14 protein-coding genes are annotated in these 22,330 nt (G+C 52.6%); 6 read left to right on the top strand and 8 right to left on the bottom strand.

What is annotated here, in order from left to right:
• Window positions 1-3: 3 nt before the first annotated feature.
• The 6 genes from fabV to H2508_RS14085 all read right to left on the bottom strand — a co-directional run bounded on the left by fabV (window position 4) and on the right by H2508_RS14085 (window position 10,225).
• Window positions 4-1,194, bottom strand: coding sequence for an enoyl-ACP reductase FabV (gene fabV, locus H2508_RS14110; RefSeq protein WP_182175150.1), 1,191 nt, complete (start codon window positions 1,192-1,194; stop codon window positions 4-6).
• 124 nt (window positions 1,195-1,318) lie between these two features.
• Window positions 1,319-3,007 carry a dihydrolipoyllysine-residue acetyltransferase gene (aceF, locus tag H2508_RS14105; protein ID WP_182175145.1) on the bottom strand — a complete coding sequence of 563 codons (1,689 nt, stop codon included), beginning with the start codon at window positions 3,005-3,007 and terminating at the stop codon, window positions 1,319-1,321.
• 39 nt (window positions 3,008-3,046) lie between these two features.
• Window positions 3,047-5,698, bottom strand: a complete 2,652-nt coding sequence (gene aceE / locus H2508_RS14100; protein ID WP_182175142.1) for a pyruvate dehydrogenase (acetyl-transferring), homodimeric type — start codon at window positions 5,696-5,698, stop codon at window positions 3,047-3,049.
• 325 nt (window positions 5,699-6,023) lie between these two features.
• The gene (locus H2508_RS14095) at window positions 6,024-8,885 is read right to left on the bottom strand and encodes an insulinase family protein (RefSeq protein ID WP_235965405.1); all 2,862 of its coding nucleotides are present in this window, start codon (window positions 8,883-8,885) and stop codon (window positions 6,024-6,026) included.
• Window positions 8,886-8,888: 3 nt separating this feature from the next.
• Window positions 8,889-9,986 carry an AI-2E family transporter gene (locus tag H2508_RS14090; protein ID WP_182175139.1) on the bottom strand — a complete coding sequence of 366 codons (1,098 nt, stop codon included), beginning with the start codon at window positions 9,984-9,986 and terminating at the stop codon, window positions 8,889-8,891.
• 5 nt (window positions 9,987-9,991) lie between these two features.
• Complete coding sequence (locus tag H2508_RS14085; protein WP_182175136.1) at window positions 9,992-10,225, bottom strand: sulfurtransferase TusA family protein; 234 nt, start codon at window positions 10,223-10,225, stop codon at window positions 9,992-9,994.
• Between the two features lie 177 nt (window positions 10,226-10,402).
• Here H2508_RS14085 and H2508_RS14080 point away from each other — a divergent pair, with 177 nt between their 5' ends.
• On the top strand, window positions 10,403-11,890 hold the full coding sequence (locus H2508_RS14080; protein WP_328799383.1) for a M48 family metalloprotease: 1,488 nt from the start codon (window positions 10,403-10,405) through the stop codon (window positions 11,888-11,890).
• 36 nt (window positions 11,891-11,926) lie between these two features.
• Here H2508_RS14080 and nadA read toward each other — a convergent pair whose 3' ends face one another.
• Complete coding sequence (gene nadA / locus H2508_RS14075; RefSeq protein ID WP_182175129.1) at window positions 11,927-13,000, bottom strand: quinolinate synthase NadA; 1,074 nt, start codon at window positions 12,998-13,000, stop codon at window positions 11,927-11,929.
• A 126-nt stretch (window positions 13,001-13,126) separates the two neighbouring features.
• On the opposite strand from nadA, the gene H2508_RS14070 reads away from it, so the two are divergent.
• Window positions 13,127-13,624, top strand: a complete 498-nt coding sequence (locus H2508_RS14070; protein WP_182175126.1) for a nitroreductase family deazaflavin-dependent oxidoreductase — start codon at window positions 13,127-13,129, stop codon at window positions 13,622-13,624.
• A gap of 1 nt (window position 13,625) precedes the next feature.
• On the opposite strand, the gene H2508_RS14065 is transcribed toward H2508_RS14070, so the two are convergent.
• Window positions 13,626-15,320, bottom strand: coding sequence for a M20/M25/M40 family metallo-hydrolase (locus H2508_RS14065; RefSeq protein ID WP_235965403.1), 1,695 nt, complete (start codon window positions 15,318-15,320; stop codon window positions 13,626-13,628).
• Window positions 15,321-15,559: 239 nt separating this feature from the next.
• Between H2508_RS14065 and H2508_RS14060 the strand changes: the two genes are divergently transcribed.
• The 4 genes from H2508_RS14060 (at window position 15,560) to H2508_RS14045 (ending at window position 22,199) form a co-directional block, all read left to right on the top strand.
• Window positions 15,560-17,257: a putative bifunctional diguanylate cyclase/phosphodiesterase gene (locus H2508_RS14060; protein WP_182175123.1), complete on the top strand. Its 1,698-nt coding sequence runs from the start codon at window positions 15,560-15,562 to the stop codon at window positions 17,255-17,257.
• Window positions 17,258-17,350: 93 nt separating this feature from the next.
• Entirely contained in the window at window positions 17,351-19,159 is a 1,809-nt protein-coding gene (locus H2508_RS14055) for a two-component system response regulator (RefSeq protein WP_182175120.1), read from the top strand.
• A 35-nt stretch (window positions 19,160-19,194) separates the two neighbouring features.
• On the top strand, window positions 19,195-21,141 hold the full coding sequence (locus tag H2508_RS14050) for a S8 family peptidase (protein ID WP_182175117.1): 1,947 nt from the start codon (window positions 19,195-19,197) through the stop codon (window positions 21,139-21,141).
• Window positions 21,142-21,467: 326 nt separating this feature from the next.
• Window positions 21,468-22,199, top strand: coding sequence for a hypothetical protein (locus H2508_RS14045; RefSeq protein ID WP_182175114.1), 732 nt, complete (start codon window positions 21,468-21,470; stop codon window positions 22,197-22,199).
• Window positions 22,200-22,330: the final 131 nt, after the last annotated feature.

The following is a 22,330-nucleotide window of genomic DNA, read 5'->3' as shown; positions in this document are numbered from 1 at the left end:
GCCTTACACCATATTTTTAATAGGCACTACAGGGTCGACATCCGCATCGTAATCAACACCCTCTACCTCAAAGCCAAAGAGTTGCAGGAACTCGCGTTTGTAACCCACAAAATCTGATACCTCATGCAGGTTATCGCTATCGATACGCTCCCAGACCTCGGCCACAGCTTCCTGCACTTCGGATGACAGCTCTTTGCCGTCAGCACGCAAGCGTCCATCTTCATCAAGCTGGGGTTGATCAGCATAGAGGGATTCCCTGAACAGACCGTCGATCTGCTCAATACAACCCTCATGCACGCCCCGCTCTTTCATCACCTTGAACAAGATAGCTAGGTAAATGGGCATTGCAGGGATTGCTGCACTGGCCTGAGTGACCACTGCCTTAAGTACCGACACCCGCGCATCACCACCGCGATCAGCGAGACGTTTGCGAATATCGAGCACTCGCTTGTCTAAGTCTTTCTTAGCCGCACCAATGGTACCGTGCCAGTAGATATCCCAGGTCAACTTCTCACCGATATAGGTGTAAGCGGTGGTTTTTGCACCATCAGCCAGGACGCCAGCCTCATCTAGTGCATCAATCCACATCTGCCAATCTTCACCGCCCATCACTGCTACGGTGTTATCGATTTCTTCCTGAGTGGCCGCTTCTAGATGATAGTCCTGTATCTCTTCTTTGTCGGTATTAACCCCGCGCTGCACCGTATCTTGACCTATAGGTTTCAGAGTCGAGTTATGAACCACGCCGGTTACAGGGTGCTGCCGACGCGGTGCCGCCAAGCTGTAGACCACTAAATCTACTTGGCCCAAATCTTTACGAATAGTCTCGATGGTTTTGCTTTTGATCTCGTCACTAAAGGCGTCGCCGTTGATACTTTTGGCATAGAGCCCCGCTTCTTCAGCGTAGCGGTGGAAAGCGGCGGAGTTATACCAGCCAGCCGTACCTGGCTTGCGCTCGGTACCTTCTTTTTCAAAGAAAATCCCCAAGGTGGAAGCCCCCGAGCCAAAGGCTGCGGTAATACGCGAAGCCAAGCCATAACCGGTGGAGGCACCAATCACCAGCACGCGCTGCGGGCCATTCTCAATAGAGCCCTGTGCCTTAACATAATCAATCTGGTTGCGCACATTGGCGGCACAGCCAACCGGGTGAGTGGTGGTACATAAAAATCCACGTACGCGAGGCTTAATGATCATCTAAATTGCTTCCTGAAACGGTCATTTTAAACACAGCAGCAAGGCTGCCACTGCAGTGGCAGCGAAGAAGTGTAGCATAGAGCAACACGCTCACTGGCCTGTTATGGGGATGATGGCTGCTGTTTTACAACAGCAGCTTGCGAATGTCGCCAAGCAAAGACACCAACTGGCTACAGAAGCGCCCTGCATCACCACCGTTAATTACCCGGTGATCGTAAGACAGCGACACTGGCAGCATGGTGCGTGGCTGAAACTGCTCGCCATCCCACTGCGGTTTAACTTGGGCGCGAGACACACCAAGGATGCCAACTTCCGGCGCACTGACAATAGGGGTGAAGCCGGTGCCACCAATGCCACCCAGACTGGAGATTGTAAAACAGCCGCCCTGCATTTCAGCCGGCTTAAGTTTTCGATCGCGGGCTTTGCCAGCCAACTCCAACACTTCCTCTGCCAGTTGCCACAGGGTCTTTTGATCCACATCACGGATCACTGGCACCATCAAGCCGGCAGGTGTTTCTACTGCCATACCGATGTGGGTATATTTTTTGTATACCAAGTCTTCCCCATCGGCCGATAGCGAGGCATTAAACTTAGGGTTGTCCCGCAGAGCGATGGCACAGGCTTTAAGCAAAAACGGTAGTGGCGTCAGCTTGGTGCCGCGCTGCTCAGCTTCAGCCTTGAGGCTGTTACGGAATGCTTCCAGCTCGGTAATATCTGCTTCATCAAACTGCGTAACGTGGGGCACGTTGAGCCAGTTGCGCTGCATATTGTTAGCGGTGAGCTTGTCCAGCTTGCTGCGGGGCAGCACTTCCACTTCACCAAAAGCGCTAAAGTCCACTTCTGGGATAGGCGGAATACCCGCGCCAGCCACGCCAGCCTGCTTAGCTGTTAGTGCATCCTTGACGTAGGATTGTAGATCTTCTTTGAGGATTCGTCCTCGCGGGCCAGTCGCTTTAATGCGCTGCATATCAACGCCGAGTTCCCGTGCCATCTTGCGCACTGCCGGCCCTGCATACACAGAGCCACCAGTGTTAGCAGCGGCGCTTGAACTGTCAGCGCTAGCAGATGCTGAGGCTTTAGCTGGAGCTGGAGCTGAGGCTTTCGCTGCTGCCGCACTTGCTGCACGCTCAGCGGGCTCAGTGGCTGCTGCAGGCTCAGGCGATTCCTGTGACTCGGGCTTAGCTTCAGCCGCTGCACTCACTTTCATCTTGAGCAGGGGGTCACCCTGACTCACGCTATCGCCCTCTTTAACTAAGATTTCCAGCACCTCACCGGCGCTGGGCGATGGCACTTCCATAGAGGCTTTATCAGACTCCAGCACTACCAGCGAATCGCCCTCGGCAACCTGATCGCCAACAGCAACGGAGATTTCGATCAGATCGACAGCGTCATCGGTGCCGATATCGGGCACTGGCACGATTGTCTCAACACTCTCGCCACTGGAGCTCGCCGGTGCCTCCTCCGCAGCGTCCGCATCAGCACTGGGCTCTGCGGCGGCTGATGTCTCGCTCGGCGCCTCTTCCTCTGCGGCGCCGCCCTGCTCAGATGGCTCTTCCTCTGCCGAGCTCGAGTCAGCTTCGACCTCCAGCACTAAAATAGTGGCACCCTCGGCTAACTCATCGCCTTCAGCCACTCTCATTTCAAGCACTGTGCCACTGTGCGAGGAGGGAATCTCCATGGAGGCCTTGTCAGACTCCAGGACGATTAAGCCCTGTTCAACTTCTACGGTGTCACCCACAGCCACCAACAGCTCAATGACCTCAGCGCCCTCGGCACCACCGATATCCGGTACTATAACTTCTTGTTTCGCCACGTGCGGTATCCTTTTCAGCCTAGAGTTTAGACCTGTCGTTTATACAGACAGCGGGTCCACCTTATCGGGAGATATTCCCAGTGTGCGGATGGCCTCGAGCAGCACAGACAACTCCAACTCACCCTCATCCACTAGCGACTTCAGCGCTGCAATAACCACGTATTCTCTGCTTACCTCAAAGAACTTACGCAGCTTGTCGCGCGTGTCGCTACGGCCAAAGCCATCGGTTCCCAGTGCAGTGAAGGAGCCAGGAATGAACTCACGCAACTGATCAGCGTAGGATTTCATATAGTCTGTCGCCACGACACAGGGACCTTCGTGATCCTGCAATAATGCTGTCACGTAAGGCACTCGAGCGGGTTTCTCAGGGTTCAACATATTCCAGCGTACCGCTGCTTTACCTTCGCGCTGCAGCTCGTTGATGCTGGTAAGACTCCAAATATCTACTGCCACTTTGTAGTCTGCTTCTAACATTTCAGCAGCTGCAATCACTTCACGCAAAATGGTGCCGGAGCCCATCAACTGTACCCGCGGCCCAGTTGTCACTGGTGAGCGCTTGAGCAGGTACATACCTTTAATAATGCCCTCCTCTACACCCTGGGGCATCTCTGGCTGAACGTAGTTCTCATTCATCGTGGTGACGTAATAGAACTTGTTTTCACACTCCTGGTGCATGCGCCGCAGGCCATCCTGAATAATGACGGCCAATTCATAAGCGTAAGCTGGGTCATAACTGACGCAGTTAGGAATGGTACTGGCCAGCAAGTGGCTATGCCCATCCTGGTGCTGCAAGCCCTCACCATTCAGCGTGGTGCGCCCTGCCGTTGCCCCGATCAGGAAGCCACGTGCTTGGCTATCGCCTGCTGCCCAGGCCATATCACCAATACGCTGGAAGCCGAACATCGAGTAGAAGATGTAGAACGGCACCATTGGGTAATCACTGTTGCTGTAAGAAGTTGCCGCCGCAAGCCAAGCAGAGAATGCACCGAGCTCATTAATACCTTCTTCCAGGATCTGCCCTTTCTTGTCCTCTTTATAGAACATGATCTGGCCGGAATCCTGTGGGGTATAGCGCTGCCCTACCGCCGAGTAAATACCGAGCTGACGGAACATGCCTTCCATACCAAAGGTACGCGCCTCATCGGGAATAATCGGCACTACGCGCTCGCCAATTTCTTTGTCTTTCACCAAGTTCGACAGCATCCGTACGAAGGCCATCGTGGTGGAGATTTGACGCTTGCCACTGCCCTTCAACTGATTATCAAAAGTCGACAAAGGCGGTGTGGTCAGCACCTTCGCCTCACTGCGCCGCACGGGAATTGGCCCACCCAACTCCTCGCGGCGCTTGCGCATATAGCGCATTTCTGGGCTGTCTGGCGCCGGACGGTAATAAGGAACGTCTTTAAGCTCATCATCAGAGATAGGAATATTAAAGCGATCGCGGAAAGCTTTAAGGCTGTCAAAGTCTAGCTTTTTAAGAGAGTGAGTTTCGTTATCCGCTTCACCTGCTTCGCCGGTACCATAGCCCTTAACGGTCATCGCCAAAATCACTGTCGGGCGCTCTTTTTGAGCCACCGCTGCGGCATAGGCAGCATAGACTTTATAAGGGTCGTGACCACCGCGGTTCAAGTACATGATGTCATCGTCGGACAGGTCTTTAACCAACTCTAAGGTTTCAGGGTACTTACCGAAGAAGTGCTCACGGGTATAGGCGCCGCCGTTGTACTTGTAGTTCTGCAGCTCGCCATCACAGACTTCGTCCATGCGCTTTTGCAGCAGACCACTCTCATCATTCTCCAGTAGCTGATCCCACTTGCGACCCCAGACTACCTTCAATACGTCCCAGCCAGCACCGCGGAAGATACCTTCCAGCTCTTGGATGATCTTGCCGTTACCGCGCACCGGACCGTCTAGGCGCTGCAGGTTACAGTTCACCACAAAGATCAGGTTGCCTAGGTTTTCACGGCCAGCTTTAGATATAGCACCTAATGATTCTGGCTCATCGCACTCGCCATCACCGAGGAAACACCACACATTGCGGTCACCGTGATCAACCAAGCCGCGGCTCTGCTGGTATTTCATAACGTGCGCTTGATAAATCGCTTGAATCGGGCCTAAGCCCATCGAGACCGTGGGGAACTGCCAGTAATCGGGCATTAACCAAGGGTGGGGATAGGAAGACAAGCCATTGCCATCGACCTCGCGGCGGAAGTTATCCAGCTGCTCTTCGTTGAAACGGCCCTCCAAGTAGGAGCGCGCATACATACCCGGGGCACTGTGCCCTTGATAGAACACCAGGTCGCCGGGGTGGCCGCCTTCGGTGCCACGGAAGAAATAGTTGTAGCCCACATCGTAGAGGGTCGCACTGGAGGAGAAGCTAGAGATATGCCCACCCAAGCCCTCATCGTTATCGTTGGCCCGCATCACCATGGCCACCGCATTCCAGCGCACGAGGGAACGAATCTTGCGCTCCATAAACAAATCGCCGGGCATGACCTTCTCGTCAGCAGGGTCTATGGTGTTGCGGAAAGGGGTAGTAATGGCAGCCGGCAAGCGAACACCGGTTTCAGTGGCGTGCTTTGCCAGCTCCATCAGCAACCAGCTCGCCCTCTCTGGCCCACTGTATTTTAGTACTGAGTCCAGCGCTTCCAACCACTCCCGTGTCTCGATGGGATCCTTGTCTTCTGTCATACCGAATACGCTCCTAACGTTGATGCGCGAGATGCTGGTCGCGGCTAATGTCATTATAGAACCTAGCTTGCCGCGGCACACCTTGCCAGTATAGGTCACAACGCCCTTGCTTGCCGCCTTCCAGCCTAAAAGCTCAGGTCGAATGTAAAAATACTACAGCATCTTATTATAAATTGAAACAATAGTTCCTTATTGGAACCCTTCTAGCTTCAAAAACAGACCTATAAAAACTGTAAAAAAGGCCCAGCGACCTCGCGTCACTGAGCCTCTTAGACTGAGCGCAAAATGTAGTAAATTTACAGCACGTCTTAGCTAAGCAGTGGCTTTATTGAACTGTATATACCGCATGCCCCTGCTTGATATCTGCAGCATCGCGCAAGGGCTCAACAGCCACTGCTGGCAAACTCTGCCAACGCCCGGGCGCAACCACTTGCAGCGAGTGCGGCTGATCGAGGAACACTTGCTGATAATAAGCCTGCCAATCCTCTAAACTCAACTCCTCCACAGCCGCTGCAAGGCGTTCACGGCCAGCAAAGTCGTACTGTTTCTTAGCGATTGACTGCCAGAAAAACTCTGCTCGCTCCCACAGGTTTTTATCTGGACGCGTAATGTCATGTAGCAAGGCTTTCTGGTGTCGCTCAAATTGCTCTGCGCTGATCACCGCTGGCACCGCCTTCATAAACTGATCAATAGCAGAAGCAACCTCCGGCGCACTGGTGTTGGATGACTGAATCAGCAGTAGCAAACCCGGCACATCAAGCTGTGACCAAGGAATAGCGGCTACCACATAGCCTAACTGCTGCTCTGTTCGCAGCTGCTGGAAAAAGCCCGACTTGATCACCTGGGCACTAAGCGCAGTTGCCGCTCGATCCCGCCAAGTATCGCCATTGCCCTGCAGGTACCAAGCGATTACTGAGTCATCGTGCGGTACCTCAACGGCGTATTGCAAAGACTCTCCCTCGGCGAGTCGCAGAACTTGCAGCGCAGGCAACGCCGGTGCTGGCTTATCGCTCAGCAACACGCCAACACTGGCAGCCACCTCATCTACCACCGACCGCGAATAATTACCGTAGATCAGAGATTCAGCAGTAGCTGTTGACCAAAACTCAGCTGCATAGCGCTCGAGTTCAGGCAAGGTCATATCCTGCAAGGCTTCAATCAAGGCTTGCTCACCCCACTCTCCGTAAAGCAGGGCTTCGCGCAAGCGATCAATGACCTGACTTGAAGGCCGCTTGGCCACCGAGTTTTGTAGACCACGAATCATATCTGCACGAATATTCATAAAGCGCGCCTGCTCAAACTCCGGCGCTTGCACTGCCGCCAAGAGACGCTCCAAGAGCAAGGCCTGGCGATCGTTATAACCACTTATACGCAAGCTAATTCCTTGCGCGTGTTTATAGAGATCAAAGTTCAATCCTGCCAACAAAGCCGGGTAGGCAAACTCATTGACTGCGTCTTTCAGCATGGCGGTATAAAGCCCTGCGGCTGCGCTTTGCTGGGCCGTCTGCCCTACTAGAGGTGAGCGGAAGTTCACGTAGGTAGCGCCCTTGGGCAGACGAAACTCATCGTCTTGCAGAAACCATAAGGTTTGCCTGGCACCCTGAACAAAAGGCTGTGGCGTTGCCGGAACTGGCTTGTCCAGTTTTACCAGCGACACATCTTCAGCAATAAAGTCGTTGGGGGCCGGCAGATGCAAATCAGCCTCAACTGTACTGCTGCGCGAGGCATTGAGCTGCTCAAGCTCCAATTTATGCTTCGCGTAAGGCACTTCATAGTATTGGCTCAGCTGATTGGTTTGCACACTTTGGTCGTGCAAAGTCACCACGGCATTTTCAGCAACCACATTAGCTAACAAGTCCTGCAGTAGAGCCGGGTCGTAGTCAGTCATAAGATAGGGGCCCTGCAACACATCTTGCATCGCGTAGTAATGCATTCGGTTGGCCACCGCACTGACATAATTAATGGGCTCCCGCGCCTCTTTAAAGCGAAAGCGCAGTGCTGACAGCTGTGACTGCTCTTCATACAGCCACTGCTGCGGCCCCTCCTCACGGAGCATATCGAGATAGGCAAACACCAGTTGCAAGACGCGATCATAATCCTGCACACCGCGCTCAGTGAGGGCCACATTCAGGCTAAACAGCGCACCACCTCGCCAAGCCAAACCAGATCCAGCCGACAGGCTCTCAGCCAGTCCCTCAGTCTTAAGCTGAGACAACAAACTCCCCTCACCTTCATGCCCAACAAGGTTGCCTAAATAGGACAGAGGCTGAGCCTGATAGCGCTGGCGATAATCAGGAACCGGGAACGAGATCTCCAGCTGACGCAGGGTCGCCTGAGGCTTCACCTTAACCAACAGCGGCAAACTTCCCTCACTAAACAGTGGCACCTCAATCTCCTGGGCCTGGTAGTCTCGATTAGGTACCTCAGAAAAAATTGGCGTCACTAAGTCTTGCAGCTCATTCAGCGACTGCTTACCCATCACTACTAGGCGCATGGCATTGGCGGAATAATGCTTTTGATAAAAGCGCAGCAAGTCATCTCTGATTGGCGCATCGGGGCGATCAGCCAAGGTTTCCAAGCTACCCACAGAAAACTGGCTGAAGGGGTGCTCCGGGTTCATCACCTCTTGCAAAACATCAAGGCCGCGACGAGGGTCACTCTTCAGGCCCATCTGATACTCAGCCTGAACCGCATTCATTTCCCGCTCGACGTACTGGGCATCAAAGCGCGGTGCGATAAAGAACTGCGCAAAGCGATCTAAGGCTTCCGGCAGGTGATCAGCATTTACATCGAAGAAATAGTTAGTGTGCTCAAAACTGGTGTAAGCGTTGCGGCTGCCCCCGTGTTCGGTGATGTACTCCTCATACTCAGCAGGCTCGGGGTATTTATCAGTGCCCAAAAACAACATATGCTCGAGGAAATGCGCCAGCCCCGCACGCCCCTCTGGGTTATCACCACTACCGACCAAGACATCTAGTGCCGCTGCGGCTTTGGGAGTATCTGGATCGGAGATCAGTAGCACTTGCATCTGATTATCCAGCTCCACCAGGCGGTACTGATAGTCGTCGTTAGGGCTTTGTTGCGGCACAACGCCTGGGGCTCGCAGGGTGGCGCAGGCCACCAGACTAAATGCAATAGAAAGCATCAACAGCGGCTTAGCGCCCTGCAGCAGTTTCGTTATCGGCATTGATTACTCCGTTACTTGTTCGATTTTCTCGGGCTCCACCAGCACTGTTTCATCGGCAGGTGTGGGCCAAGCGTTGATAATAGCTTTGATCAAGGTAGCTAGCGGGATGGCAAAAAACACCCCCCAGAGCCCCCAAATACCGCCAAAAAACAGTACCGCTAAGATAATAGCGACTGGGTGCAGGTTGACCGCTTCCGAAAACAGCAGCGGCACCAATACGTTGCCATCTAAGCCCTGAATAATGAAGTAGACCAGCATTAAGTAATAAAATTCACTGGCCAAGCCCCACTGCAGGTAAGCCACAGCTAGCACTGGCACCGTTACTATTGCCGCACCGATATAAGGAATGATAACCGAGAGACCCACTAGCAATGCCAGTAAGGCGGCATAATTCAAGCCCATCCAAGCAAAGCAAGCATAGCTTGTCGCTCCCACAATGATGATTTCTAATACCTTCCCACGAGCATAGTTAGCCACTTGCGTGTTCATTTCACCCCAAATACGACGCAGCAAGGGGCGCTCACTGGGCAGGAATGTACTGCACCAGCTAATAAGCTGCTGCCTATCCTTAAGGAAAAAGAACACCAAAATAGGAATTAAAATGATGTAGACCAGCAAGCTGACGATACTGGGAATGGTGGTCAGCGACTTGGTCACCAAGGTCTGCCCCAAACCAGCCAACTCACTCTGGGCCAAAGACAGCACATGATTTATTTGCTGCTGGCTAACAAAGTCGGGGTAGCGCTCCGGCAGGACGATTAACAAGTGTCGCCCCTGCTCCAACATGCGAGGCATCTCTCCAGCAAGTGTCAGTAACTGGCGCCAAGCCAAGGGCAGCAGACCAAAAATGAAACCAAAGAATGCGCCAATAAATACGATAAAGGCCACACTCACTCCCAGCCACTGCGGTAAGCCGAGACGCTGCATCCCTGAAGCTAGGCCCTGCATTAGATAGGCCAAGATCAGCGCAGCCAAGACCGGCGCCAAAATATCGCCGATAGTCATTAACACCGCCACTGCTAGGGTGAGCAGTACTAGCAGTAAAACCGATTCTTCTTCGAATAGGTAGCGCCGATACCATTTATTAAATATCTCAAGCATTTAGATCAAGACTTCCGCAACAAATGAATATACAGCCCGTCTCGTTCATCCGAGGCGAGCAAGATGTGACCCGATTGCTCAGCAAATACACGAAAATCTCGCTGTGATCCCTGATCGGTCGACAGAACTCGCAGGCGCTCACCGCTGTGCATAGTGTTTAGGGCGCGCTTAGCCATTAATAATGGCATGGGACATTGCAGGCCGGTAGCATCCACTTCCTGAATCTCTGACTCGCTCATACTACTGTAGTTTCTCCTATTAAGGCGGCGCTCAGTATAGCCATTAGCCGAGGCGCGCCCAACAGAGCTGAACTTTTCCTGGCAGAATCACTCTTAGCAGTTGCCGCTATGGTCTGGCATCAGCGCTAGCGTACAATGCTAGACTCCCTTACAGCTTACTGGATAAAACTTCCCAAGGTGTTCAAAACTACTCTGCTATCTATCTCTCTACGCCAATGGGCCCGCAGCCTGCCACTGGCACTTAGCCTATTGGTAGCCAGTACGCAGAGCAGTACTGTACAGGCGACAGAAAATCTCAAACTACCCAACCTGGGCGAAGCCAGTACCAGCCTATTTTCGACCGAGTACGAGCACCAACTGGGCCGCACCTGGTTGCGTATTTTTCGCAGCCAAGCGCGCACCGTCGACGACCCGCTGCTCTTTGACTACCTAGAAAACCTGATTTACCGCCTAGTCACACACAGCCAACTGGAAGATCGACGCATAGAATTGGTAGTGGTCGACAACCCAACAATTAACGCTTTTGCGGTACCTGGCGGCATCATCGGTGTTCACAATGGCTTACTGCTTTACGCCCAAAGTGAAGATGAACTAGCCACCGTGCTCTCCCACGAGATTGCCCACCTCAGTCAGCGCCACTTTTCTAGACGGGTCGAGTTTGCTAAAAATCAGCAGCCACTGAACCTCGCCGCTATGTTAGCCGGCTTTGTGCTGCTAGCCACCACCGGCAGTGAAGCTGGGATGGCCGCGCTCTCTGCCGCTCAAGCCGCAGCTCAGGACTCCGCCTTGCGCTACAGCCGCAGCGCCGAAGCCGAAGCCGACCGGGTAGGCATGCAAACCCTAGTGGACGCGGGATTTGACCCCCACGCTGCGCCCGGCATGTTCGAACGCATGCTACAGGCGAGTCGCTATGCCGGCGGCAACCGTATTCCGGAATTTCTGCGCAGCCACCCGCTATCGGAAAACCGTATTGCCGACACCCGCAACCGCGCCCGGCAGTACCCCAAACAAAGTCCACAACCGAGCCTGCAATACCATCTGATGCGGGCTAGAGTGGCCAATCAACTGGCCGACACCCCCACCGAGGCAGTGCAAAAATTTAGAGGTGAGCTCGAGGGCAGCACGCGCTCAGTTGAGGCAGCCCGCTACGGTCTGGTACTCGCACTGACTGACGCTGGACGCACAGAGGAAGCCAGCCTGGAGCTCGATAGTCTACGGGCAGACGATCCCACTCGGCTAGAGTATGTTATTGCCAGTGCTGAAATTGACCTAGCGCGCAACCAGCCTGCTGAGGCAGTGCAGAAGCTAGCGCAGCGCCTGAAGCGCTCTCCTGGCAACCACCCCCTCACCATGACCTACGCCAAGGCTCTGATGCGCGACCAAAAGGCCCACGTAGCTGAAGAGGTACTCCTCGAGCAAAGCAAGCGCAAAGCGAATGACCCCGCACTGTGGTATTTGCTAGCAGAGGTGCAGGGGCTATCAGGCAATATCATTGGTCTGCACCAGTCCCGTGCAGAGTACTTTATCCGCAAAGGCATACTCGATCAGGCTGAAAAGCAGCTGAATTACGCACTTAAGCTCACCGGCAAAGATTATCCGACCACGGCACGTATCACTCAGCGTTTACAGGATATTGCCGACCTGCGACAGCAGATGGAGATCTAAACTACCCGCGCCCACTGAGCGCGGGTTAGGAAGGTCTTAAGCGTTGCCTTTGACCTGGACTTTAAGCTCAGCCGCAAAGTCCAACATGCGACGCAGTGGCACCATGGCACGCTCACCTAGCTGCGGATCGACGAATACTTCGTTATGACTCTGGTCAAACACATTGGCCAGCGCCTCCAACTCGTTCATCGCCATCCAAGGGCAATTAGCACAGCTGCTGCAACTGCCACCGTTACCAGCGGTGGGCGCGATAATAAACTCTTTATCTGGCGCCATCTGCTGCAACTTATAAAAGATGCCCTGATCGGTAGCCACGATAAAACGCTTATTTGGTAGCTCTTGAGCAGCGCGAATAATCTGCGTGGTAGAACCCACTCGATCGGCCAACTCAAGCACAGATGCCGGGGACTCCGGGTGCACTAAGACCGCCGCATCGGGATAGACTTCCTTCAGATCGGCAATGCCACGAGCTTTAAACTCCTCATGCACAATGCAGGCACCGTCCCACATAATCATGTCAGCACCGGTCTCACGGCGCACATAGTCGCCCAAGTGTCGGTCAGGTGCCCAGAGGATTTTTTCACCTTGGGCACTGAGATGCTCGACCACATCCAGCGCAATACTGGAGGTCACCACCCAGTCTGCCCGGGCTTTAACAGCAGCTGAGGTGTTGGCATAGACCACTACCTTTCGATCCGGGTGCTGGTCACAGAACGCCGAAAAGGCGTCGATCGGACAGCCCAGATCCAGCGAGCAGGTAGCTTCCAAGGTTGGCATCAGCACTCGCTTATTGGGGGTCAGGATCTTGGCGGTTTCCCCCATAAACTTAACCCCGGCAACCACAAGAGTGGTGGCATCGTGATCATGGCCAAAACGGGCCATTTCGAGTGAATCGGACACACAGCCACCAGTCTCTTCAGCAAGAGCCTGAATAACCGGCGCGGTGTAATAGTGCGCAACAATCACAGCGTTCTCTTCCTTCAGACGCTGTTTGATACGCTCTTTTAAAGCGGTTTCTTGTTGCGGTGTAAGTTGCTTGCTTTCAGCGTGATCAAGGTGCTGCTGCACCTGGACCCGAATGGCTTCAAGTTTCTCAGAGGCTAGACTCATACTACAAACTGCGGTTTTCTAAGGGATGGGATTTAGGCATTCTACCACAGCTTAGCTGCGCTTGGCTTGCGTATCACTCTATCGTAAGGTTGCCAGCTTAAATGCCGAGACTTTGTGGATGATTAAATGACTAAGTTTGACTACGTAAAAACTCGCCGAGAGGATACCAAGCCCTACCCCGAGGCTCAATTACCACTCATACGTTTCTTTCTGCGCTGGGCCACGCGCTTGCAAGTGGCGGTATTTCGCGCCACTAAAGGCAAACTAATGAATAAGTTCATCGGCGGTTTTCCTGTTTGCGTGGTCACCACCCGCGGTGCTAAATCTAGCAGAATCAGACGTGTGGCGCTGATTCACCTACCTCACGGCGACAACAAGCTCCTAGTAGCCTCACAGGGTGGCATGCCCGGTAACCCTGCTTGGTATTACAATGTCAAAGCCAATCCAGAGATTCAAATCATGGTTGATGGAGCCGAGCAGCATTACCGAGCGCGACAAATCAGCGCTGAGGAAAAAGCGGCGCTGTGGCCGCACCTGCTATCACTCTACCCCGACTTTGATGAGTATCAGGCTCGCACCGACCGCGATATTCCGGTATTTAGCTGCGAGCCTATCAAGCAATAGTTTAGGGGCGTGCCGCTGCACTCGCGTCTCGAATAGCCTTAAACTCTGATCCGCTCTTCCACTCTGGCCAGCGCTCAGAGTTTGCCAGGTCGCGGATAATAATTTCGAAGGCATTAATATCTTGCACAGCGCCGTCGAGGTTCCAGTTTTCATCCCAAGCGTCACAGGTTTTGTGGTAGCAGTTGCCCACATAGTCGGCAATCCACTGCTCTCCAGCCTCGCGCCCACCTTCAACAAGGTCGGCGCCGCCGGCTATGCCCATCATCAGCAATACGGGCACACCTTGCTTAGCCATAGAGAAATGGTCCGCGCGGAAAAACAGACCATTTTCTGGCAGAGTTTCCGGCGTCACGACTCGACCCTGCTGCGCCGCAGCGGCAGCCAAATCATCTTCGAGCTCACTTTGCCCCTCACCCACCAGAATCACATCACGTGCTAAGCCGGCTGTTTGTAGGATATCTAAAGTAAAGTTTGCAGCGGTTTTTTCCAGTGGATACAAGGGTTTTTCAGCGTAGGCTTTGGAGCCCAGCAAGCCACTTTCTTCCCCGGTCCAGACCGCAAACAGTACGCTGCGCTGCAGGGGCTCCCCCTGCTTAAGCACTCGCGCTAGCTCCAGTACACCGGCGGTACCCAAAGCATCGTCGTTAGCACCGGGGCGCACTGTACGACCCTGTTCATCTGGCACCCCCAATCCAAAAGCATCCCAGTGCGAAGACACCATAAGGTACTCATCACTGCGGGTGGTTCCGGGCAGCATAGCCAGCACGTTCTGACTCTCAAACTGCTCAGTTTTCACCTTCAGCTCAGCATTCATGCTTAGGCCTTTAAGAGGCATGGCCTTAAAATCTGGGCTGCGGGCTTGCTTGCGCTGCTGCGACAAATCTAGCCCGGCCATTTCAAATAAGCTTTCAGCGGCCTCATATTTTAACCAACCCTGCAGCATTACCGGTGGCTCGGCGCCAGAGCTCTCAGCTAGGGCAATATTATCTCCAGGTGAAGAGGCCGCCACGCTCCAGCCGTAACCAGCCGCCTCAGTTTCGTGAATCACCAAGGCCGCAAGCGCCCCGCGCCGGGCAGCTTCTTCAAACTTATAGGCCCAGCGACCGTAATAAGTCATTCGTCGATCACCAAAGCGCCCAGCTACTGGCTCCTCAGGCGAAGCCGAGAAATCTGGGTCGTTAACCAAAAAAATCGCCACCTTGCCACGCAAATCAATATCACCAAAGTCGTCCCAGTCACGCTCCGGGGCATCAACACCAAAGCCAACAAAGACCACAGGCGCGGAATCAAAGTTAATTGCGTCGACATCATGCAAGGTGCTGATTTCGATATTTTCACCCTGAATCAACTGAAGTGACTTGTCAGTGGCAGAGAAAGCCAGCTTATCGGGCTGCTCAATGGTGGTATGTAGCATTGGCACCGACTGCGTCCAAGCACCAGAAGTACCCGCAGGCTTCAAACCGAGTGCCTTAAATTGCTCCACCAAATAAGCAATCGTCTTTTCTTCCCCGGCAGTACCGGGTGCACGGCCCTCGAACTCGTCAGAGGCCAGCGTTTTAACAATATCTGATAGGCGCTGTGGATCGATATCTGTGTCCAGCGCTAGGGGATTTGAAAAAGCTGCCGCACATGCCAAACAAGCGCTAAGCAGCAAGATAAATTGTCGGTAAAACATAATGAGATCCTGTGAAGTCATTTACAGATGCTTTTTACAGCCTCACGATCAAGCTGGCAAACTTAAGTGTTAGTGTGACTTATTTCACGATCCCGTCATCAGCTCAGCACTATTGTAAAAATAGCCTAGAAACTAGCTAACAAGGTGTGTATAAGTTGATGTTGATGACAATTTGCGGCCACCCACAGTCACCCCCTAGGTTGATCGCACAACTCAGATCTCCTACTAACAGGCACTGAGAAAATCACCTGGAGACATGAGTGGGTCGAAATAGCATTTTAATAATCTCTGATAAGCCAAGCGACCACTTGCAGCTCTCGAAATGCCTGCAGCAAGCGCAAACTAATACCTACTTTGTCATCAGCTCCACATCTATTGAACGGCCAATTGAGGTACTACTAGACCCAAGCATAAAAGCAGCAATCATTGCTGAAAGCCCCGAAACCGAATACCTGCTGCGTCTAGCGCAAAAGAACAACTCTGCCACTGCCATTATCGTATTGCTTGATGATTGCGACACAGCCCGCCGCATAGCTGAGCTGGGACTACAGGACTACCTCCTTCGAGGACAACTCTACGATGCTCTAGTGCAGCGCGTAGTGGATTACAGTATCCAGCTCAAGCAGGCCCGGCGAACCATTGACCTTATGTCGAGCTACGACAGCCTTAGCGGCGCACTCAATCGCATAGGCTTTCGCCCCCTGTTAAAGCGCGCCGTGGAGCGCTCACAGCAGCATAAACTTACTTCCGCACTACTGTATTTCAACGTCGATAACTTTGCCCATATTAATGACCACTACGGTGAGCAGAATGGCGACTTATTGATTAAGACTTTGGCTGATCGCATCACCGACAAGCTGGGTCACCGGGACTGCCTAGCCCGCCTGAATGGCGACGAGTTTGCCGTTCTAATTGAAGAAGCAGAGTCAGCTGAACATATCGAAGAGTTAGCCAATAATATTTTACTGGCTCTGACCATTCCCATCACCCTCAACGAGCAGCCAGTCGTGGTCAATACCAGCTTGGGCCTCACCCTGTTTTCCGAGTTGGAGCAAGAGCAAATCGACCCCATGGAAGCAGCCCGCAAGGCTATGCTTCATTCCAAATCACTTAAGGACCGCAAGCATACCTATTACGATAGACAGCTCGCTGAGCAAGTCTCTATGCGTAGCAACTTGGCTACTGAATTACGCAGTGCCATTCACAATGCCCAGTTTGAACTCTATTACCAGCCACGTATCGACCTGAGTAGCGAACGCTTAGTTGGACTAGAGGCATTGTTACGCTGGAACCATCCCCAGCGCGGCCTACTAGAGCCACTCGAGTTTCTTAATGAATGTGAAGATATTGGACTGATGAAGAGCCTTGGCTACCAGGTTATCTGGCAGGCATGCAAAGCTCTGAACTGCTTAGCTGAACAGGGCTTAGGGCAGATAGATATAGGCGTCAATGTGTCGTTCTCTCAACTCCAAGATAAACTCTTCCCCAGCGTGGTTAAAAGTATCTTAAGCGATACCGGCGCCAACGCTAAACGACTCGAGTTTGAGTTAACTGAAAGCACTGTCTTACAGAATCCCAATGCTATCAAGGCCCGGATGAATGAACTTAAAGAGCTGGGAATCTCCTTCTCACTGGATGATTTTGGTACCGGTTTCTCCCAACTTTCACATCTGACCACCCTGCCAATCGCTTCACTCAAGGTGGACGCTACCTTCGTACGCGAACTGCCCCAAAACACTCAGCAAGCCGCTGTGTGTTCCATGATCATTAAAATGGCGCAAGAGCTCGGTATTGTAGTGATTGCCGAAGGCACCGAAACCTACGAGCAAGTAGCCTTCTTGCGTCAGCAGCAATGTCATCAAGTCCAAGGCTTTTACTATAGCCCCGCAATCCCCTTGCAGCACTTGCCACGATTTCTCGAACAGCAGCGTATAAAAGCCTATTCCACTAACCCTTAGCTGCCAGCCAAGCTACTCCCCCCTAGGCCTAACCGCCCGACGCGTGTTAGCCTTAGCTACCACCATATTGCTTGACTTAGACTAAAAACGCCCATGCCATCTCGTATCGAACCACGGCTTCGCTCCAAAATCCTCGTCAGCGATGATGATGTTAATGTCCGTCTGCTGACACGGCAGTGCCTCGAAGCAGAAGGCATGACCGTTGTTGAAGCGAGCAATGGGCCAGATACTATTAAGGTGTTTGAGCGGGAACGCCCAGACTTAATTTTTCTCGATGTTGAAATGCCGGGCATGAGTGGCTTGGAGGTCTGTCGGCGCATTCGTCAAATGCCAATGGGTGCAACTATCCCAATTATGATTGTAACTGGCTCCGACGACCGTGAATCCATTGATAAAGGCTTTGAAGCGGGTGCCACTCAGTACAAAACCAAGCCGGTAAACTGGTCGCTTTTGGGTCGTGATGTACAATATATGCTGCGCGCTAGCGATGCCTTTAACGCGCTCAAAAGGCAAGAGGACCGACTTCGCTACCTCGCCTATTACGACCCCCTCACCAACCTGCCCAACCGGCGCAGCTTTAATGAGCAGCTCACGCGAACCCTCAGACAAAGCCATCGCAACAACAGCCAAGCAGCGCTTTTGTTCATTGACCTCGACCACTTTAAGCGTATCAATGACTCAATAGGCCACGGCCGCGGCGACCGTTTATTGGTTGAGATTGCCAAGCGCCTCAGCATGGAGCTGAGGGAAGACGATGTAATTAACTACTTTGCCGCCAACGAAGCACTCAATGATAGCGAGCCAATGGGCACTGAGATTGCACGACTTGGCGGCGATGAGTTTACGGTCGTGCTCTCCGACATCGAAAATGCAGCTCAGGTTGAAAGCGTTGCCAAGCGGATCTTAAAAATATTATCCGAGCCCATCGCGCTACGGTCCCACAACCCAGTGGTGACACCAAGTATTGGCATCGCACTATTTCCACAAGATGGCAGCACCCCCGATAGCTTAATACGCAATGCTGATACAGCGATGTACGCTGCCAAGTCAGAAGGAAGAGCTTGCTACCGCTTCTATAACGAAACAATGAACTCCAAAGCGGTTGAACAGCTCAAACTAGAAGAAGAACTGAGACATGCCCTGAAAAGTGATGAGCTAGAGTTGCATTACCAACCACAGGTTTCCAAAATCACCGGCACTGCGGTTGGCATAGAAGCACTGGTTCGCTGGAATCATCCTAGGCTCGGAGCCGTACCGCCCGGTGATTTCATTCCTTTAGCTGAGCGTACCGGCCAGATTATTGAACTCGGCGAATGGGTCATTAAAGAGGTGGCCCGGCACTGTAAAGACTGGAAAACACAAGGATTTGATGACTTTGTAGTCAGTGTGAACATTTCACCGGTCCAATTTAAACAAGCTCAGCTCGCCGAGCGCATAGCCTCTATTATTAAGCAGACTGGCTTGACACCAGAGCGGCTGGAGTTAGAGCTGACCGAAAGCGCAATTATGACTGACGCTCAAACCAACATCACCAAGTTACAGCAGTTGAAGTCCATTGGTCTGTCCTTAGCTGTAGACGATTTTGGTACGGGCTATTCGTCTCTAAGCTACTTGAAGCGCTTCCCTATCGATACGCTAAAGATAGATCAAAGTTTTGTGGCAGACCTAGACAGCCTAGACGGTGCAGCCATTGTCGACGCAATTCTCGCTTTATCTAAAAGCTTAAAGTTGAAAGTCATTGCAGAAGGCATCGAAACCGAGGAGCAACTGAGCTACCTTCTGCACAAACAATGCGACCTACTGCAAGGCTACTACTTTTCTTATCCCGTCCGCGCTGAAGAGGTCCCTGATCTTCTGCAGCAGAACTACAGTCAGTTGCTCAGCAGCCTTTCAAAACGTTAGATTCCTGTCACATGATCGCCCGCTCAAGCCAGCTCTTGTCTGTTTTTTTCTTAATGTGCCTACCCAGCTTAGGGCATGCCTCAGACGACACTTTACGCGTTATGCTGCAGGGGCAATCCAGTAGCGAGCTGGCCGCACTAGTAAAACGAGAAGGCGGCCAACTCACTCATGACTTGCATATTATTAATGCCGTTGGCGCACTAGTAAGCCGCAGCCAACTTAATAATATTCTCGAATCAGGGCTGATCACCCGGCACATTGATGACCTGTCTCTTGCACCGCCAGAGCCTGAGCAAGAAAGCTGTAATGTCGGCGGTGCACTCGAGCTACAAATCACCGGTGCTGAGCTCCGCTGGCCTCTGTTCAACAAAGGCCGCGACACCGTGATGCTCACTGAACTGCAGATCGAGTGGCCAGAACGCCTAGGCCAACTAGAGAGCATTTACTTCGCTGGTACGCCCATCGCATTTAACAAAAAACATGCCAAAAGCCCTTACCACCTGACCGTCCCGCCAGCAGACAATCCCGCCAACCTACTGTATAAGCAAAGCGACCTAGTACTGAGTTTTACTGGCCACAGAGCCAACAGCGCAGCAGTCAAGCAGCGCGAGATCCACCTCAGCGCAGCATTCAGCGGTGGCTGTATAGCCGAGTCTATCCCTGGCTATGATCGCTACGGCGATGATAGCTACTTTCCCACTGAAGTGGGTGCCAGCGCACTACATAAGCTTGGCATTACAGGTTCGGGGGTCACAGTAGCAGTGCTCGACTCTGGGCTATGGGAACAGCAGTACTTACTCGAAAACACTTCTGGCAAGGCCCGCGTACGAGGCCGCTATGACGCCATCCTGGACCGAGTCGATAGCGAAATTTTCGACGAGAGCGGCCACGGCACCCATATGACAAGCATTGTGGCTAATAGCGCCCCAGTCATTCGAGATGGCAAAGCAACGGGCTCTTATCAAGGTATTGCACCCGATGCCGACATTGTCACAGTCAAAGCCTTCAACAAAGCCGGCCAAGGTGACTTTTTAGATATTGTCAGAGGTATTCAATGGGTAGTGGATCAGCGTGAAGCCCTGAATATTCGAGTCCTCAACCTATCCTTCGCTGCGCGTCCACGCTGGCCCTATTGGCTTGATCCGATCAATCAGGCATTAATGCAAGCTTGGAGCCAGGGCATCGCCGTGGTAGCCGCAGCTGGCAATGAAGGACCTGACAACATGTCTATCGGCTCGCCAGGGAATTTGCCCTACATTATTACAGTTGGCGCAGTCACTGACTCATGGACTGTCGCTGAGCGTGATGACGACTACATCCCCGACTTTTCCTCACGGGGCCCGACACCCAGCGGCCACATTAAACCCGACTTGGTTGCGCCAGGCGGCCACATATCAGGCATCATACGTCCGGGGGCAGAACTAACCAATGAACATCCTGATTACCTTTTAAGTAATGGCGAATTCGTTATGACGGGCACTTCCCAAGCTAGCGCAGTGGTTAGCGGCATTGCTGCCCTACTGCTACAGCTTGAGCCAGACCTGAGCCCCGACGACCTGAAGTGCAAATTAACATCTAGCGCTGAACTGGCCATAAACCACGATGGCATGCTGACCTATAGCCCTTTTCAACAGGGCAATGGTTACGTTAGCGCCACCCGTGCCGTGACACTCGGACAACGCGGCTGCGGCAACGAAGACATGATAATCGAACAAGATATCGACAACATTCAACACTACGAGGGGCCTGCAATTATCCTTGATGACGGCAGCCCCACTCTCCCCGGTTTGGACAAGATGTTCCGCGGTGAAGAGAGTGAAAAAGGCTTAAGCGAAGACCGGCGCTGGGGAGTTAAAGCCCACATCGAGCGCTCTTCGCCCACTCAAAAGCAAGGCTCATCTAGCATCAATTGGCATCATCAATATATGCAGGAAAAAGCACTTATTGACGAGCTGAGACAGGACAGGCCCCAAGCCCAATGAACGAAGCCTTAGAATAAGTCCACATCAAAACAGCTCACCAACCCAAGAGTTAGCTAAAGGCCCGGCCAGACCTCCAACCTAAATTTATCTAATTAAATCAATTGATTAGAATAAAACCCCCTCCTTTTTAGTAGCCAATCGCCAAAACTCACTACCCCAAAAGGGGCATACAAGCTACTACAAGCACTAAGTAGCCAAATGTATAAGATTGTCAATGGCCCACAAACCAAGACCTGCAAAAGCACATAGGTTGACCTCGGGCCAAGAAAATAAGTCACGGCTGAGTGACTAATACATACGACAACTATTATTAATGGGCGGATAAGATGATGGATTTTAAAGCGATCGTTAAAGTATGCGGTATCAATGGCTTAGGACTTGCCGCTGCAATCGTAAGCGCAACGACACTGGCTGGGGATAGCGCCACCAGTAGGGTAGTAAAAAACGTCAATCACTCTTCTATAACAAAATCCGTTGCCTCACTCTCTCATTATACAACTGCAACTAATCATTCTTATAAATGGGGGAAGGTTAACCGCGATCATTTCCCCCAAGAATCACACCCATGGTCTGGTACAGCTCCCCACAACTCAGGATATAAGTGGGCGGACTCAGGCCAAGAAACCAATGCAAAGGCAACTGGTGTAGCTTCAAGTACCACTTGGAATATCTCAGACCAAGCTGGCTATCGCTGGGGGATTCGTAACCACGCAGAGCAAACTGGCTATCGCTGGGGTATCCGTAGCCACGCCGAGCAGACTGGCTATCGCTGGGGTATCCGTAGCCACGCCGAGCAAACTGGCTATCGCTGGGGTATCCGTAGCCACGCCGAGCAGACTGGCTACCGTTGGGGTATCCGTAGCCACGCCGAGCAGACTGGCTATCGCTGGGGTATTCGAAACAACGCCGAGCAGACTGGCTACCGCTGGGGTATTCGAAACAACGCCGAGCAGACTGGCTACCGTTGGGGTATCCGTAACCACGCCGAACAGACTGGCTACCGTTGGGGTATCCGTAGCCACGCCGAGCAGACTGGCTATCGCTGGGGTATTCGTTAAAAGCTAACCCCCTTCTCATGAATGAAGCGGCAAACGTAGGTTGTTTGCCGCAGAAACAACTAACAGCATTGTCTATCTACGAAGATTAAAGCAAAGCTAGGTCATTAGTCCTGATATAGCCTGGCTAAAAG

It is taken from the genome of Sediminihaliea albiluteola, assembly GCF_014077625.1.
GTDB classification, from domain to species: domain Bacteria; phylum Pseudomonadota; class Gammaproteobacteria; order Pseudomonadales; family Halieaceae; genus Sediminihaliea; species Sediminihaliea albiluteola.
The sequence above is the reverse complement of the archived record's forward strand: the minus strand, read 5'-3'. Positions and strand labels throughout refer to the sequence as shown.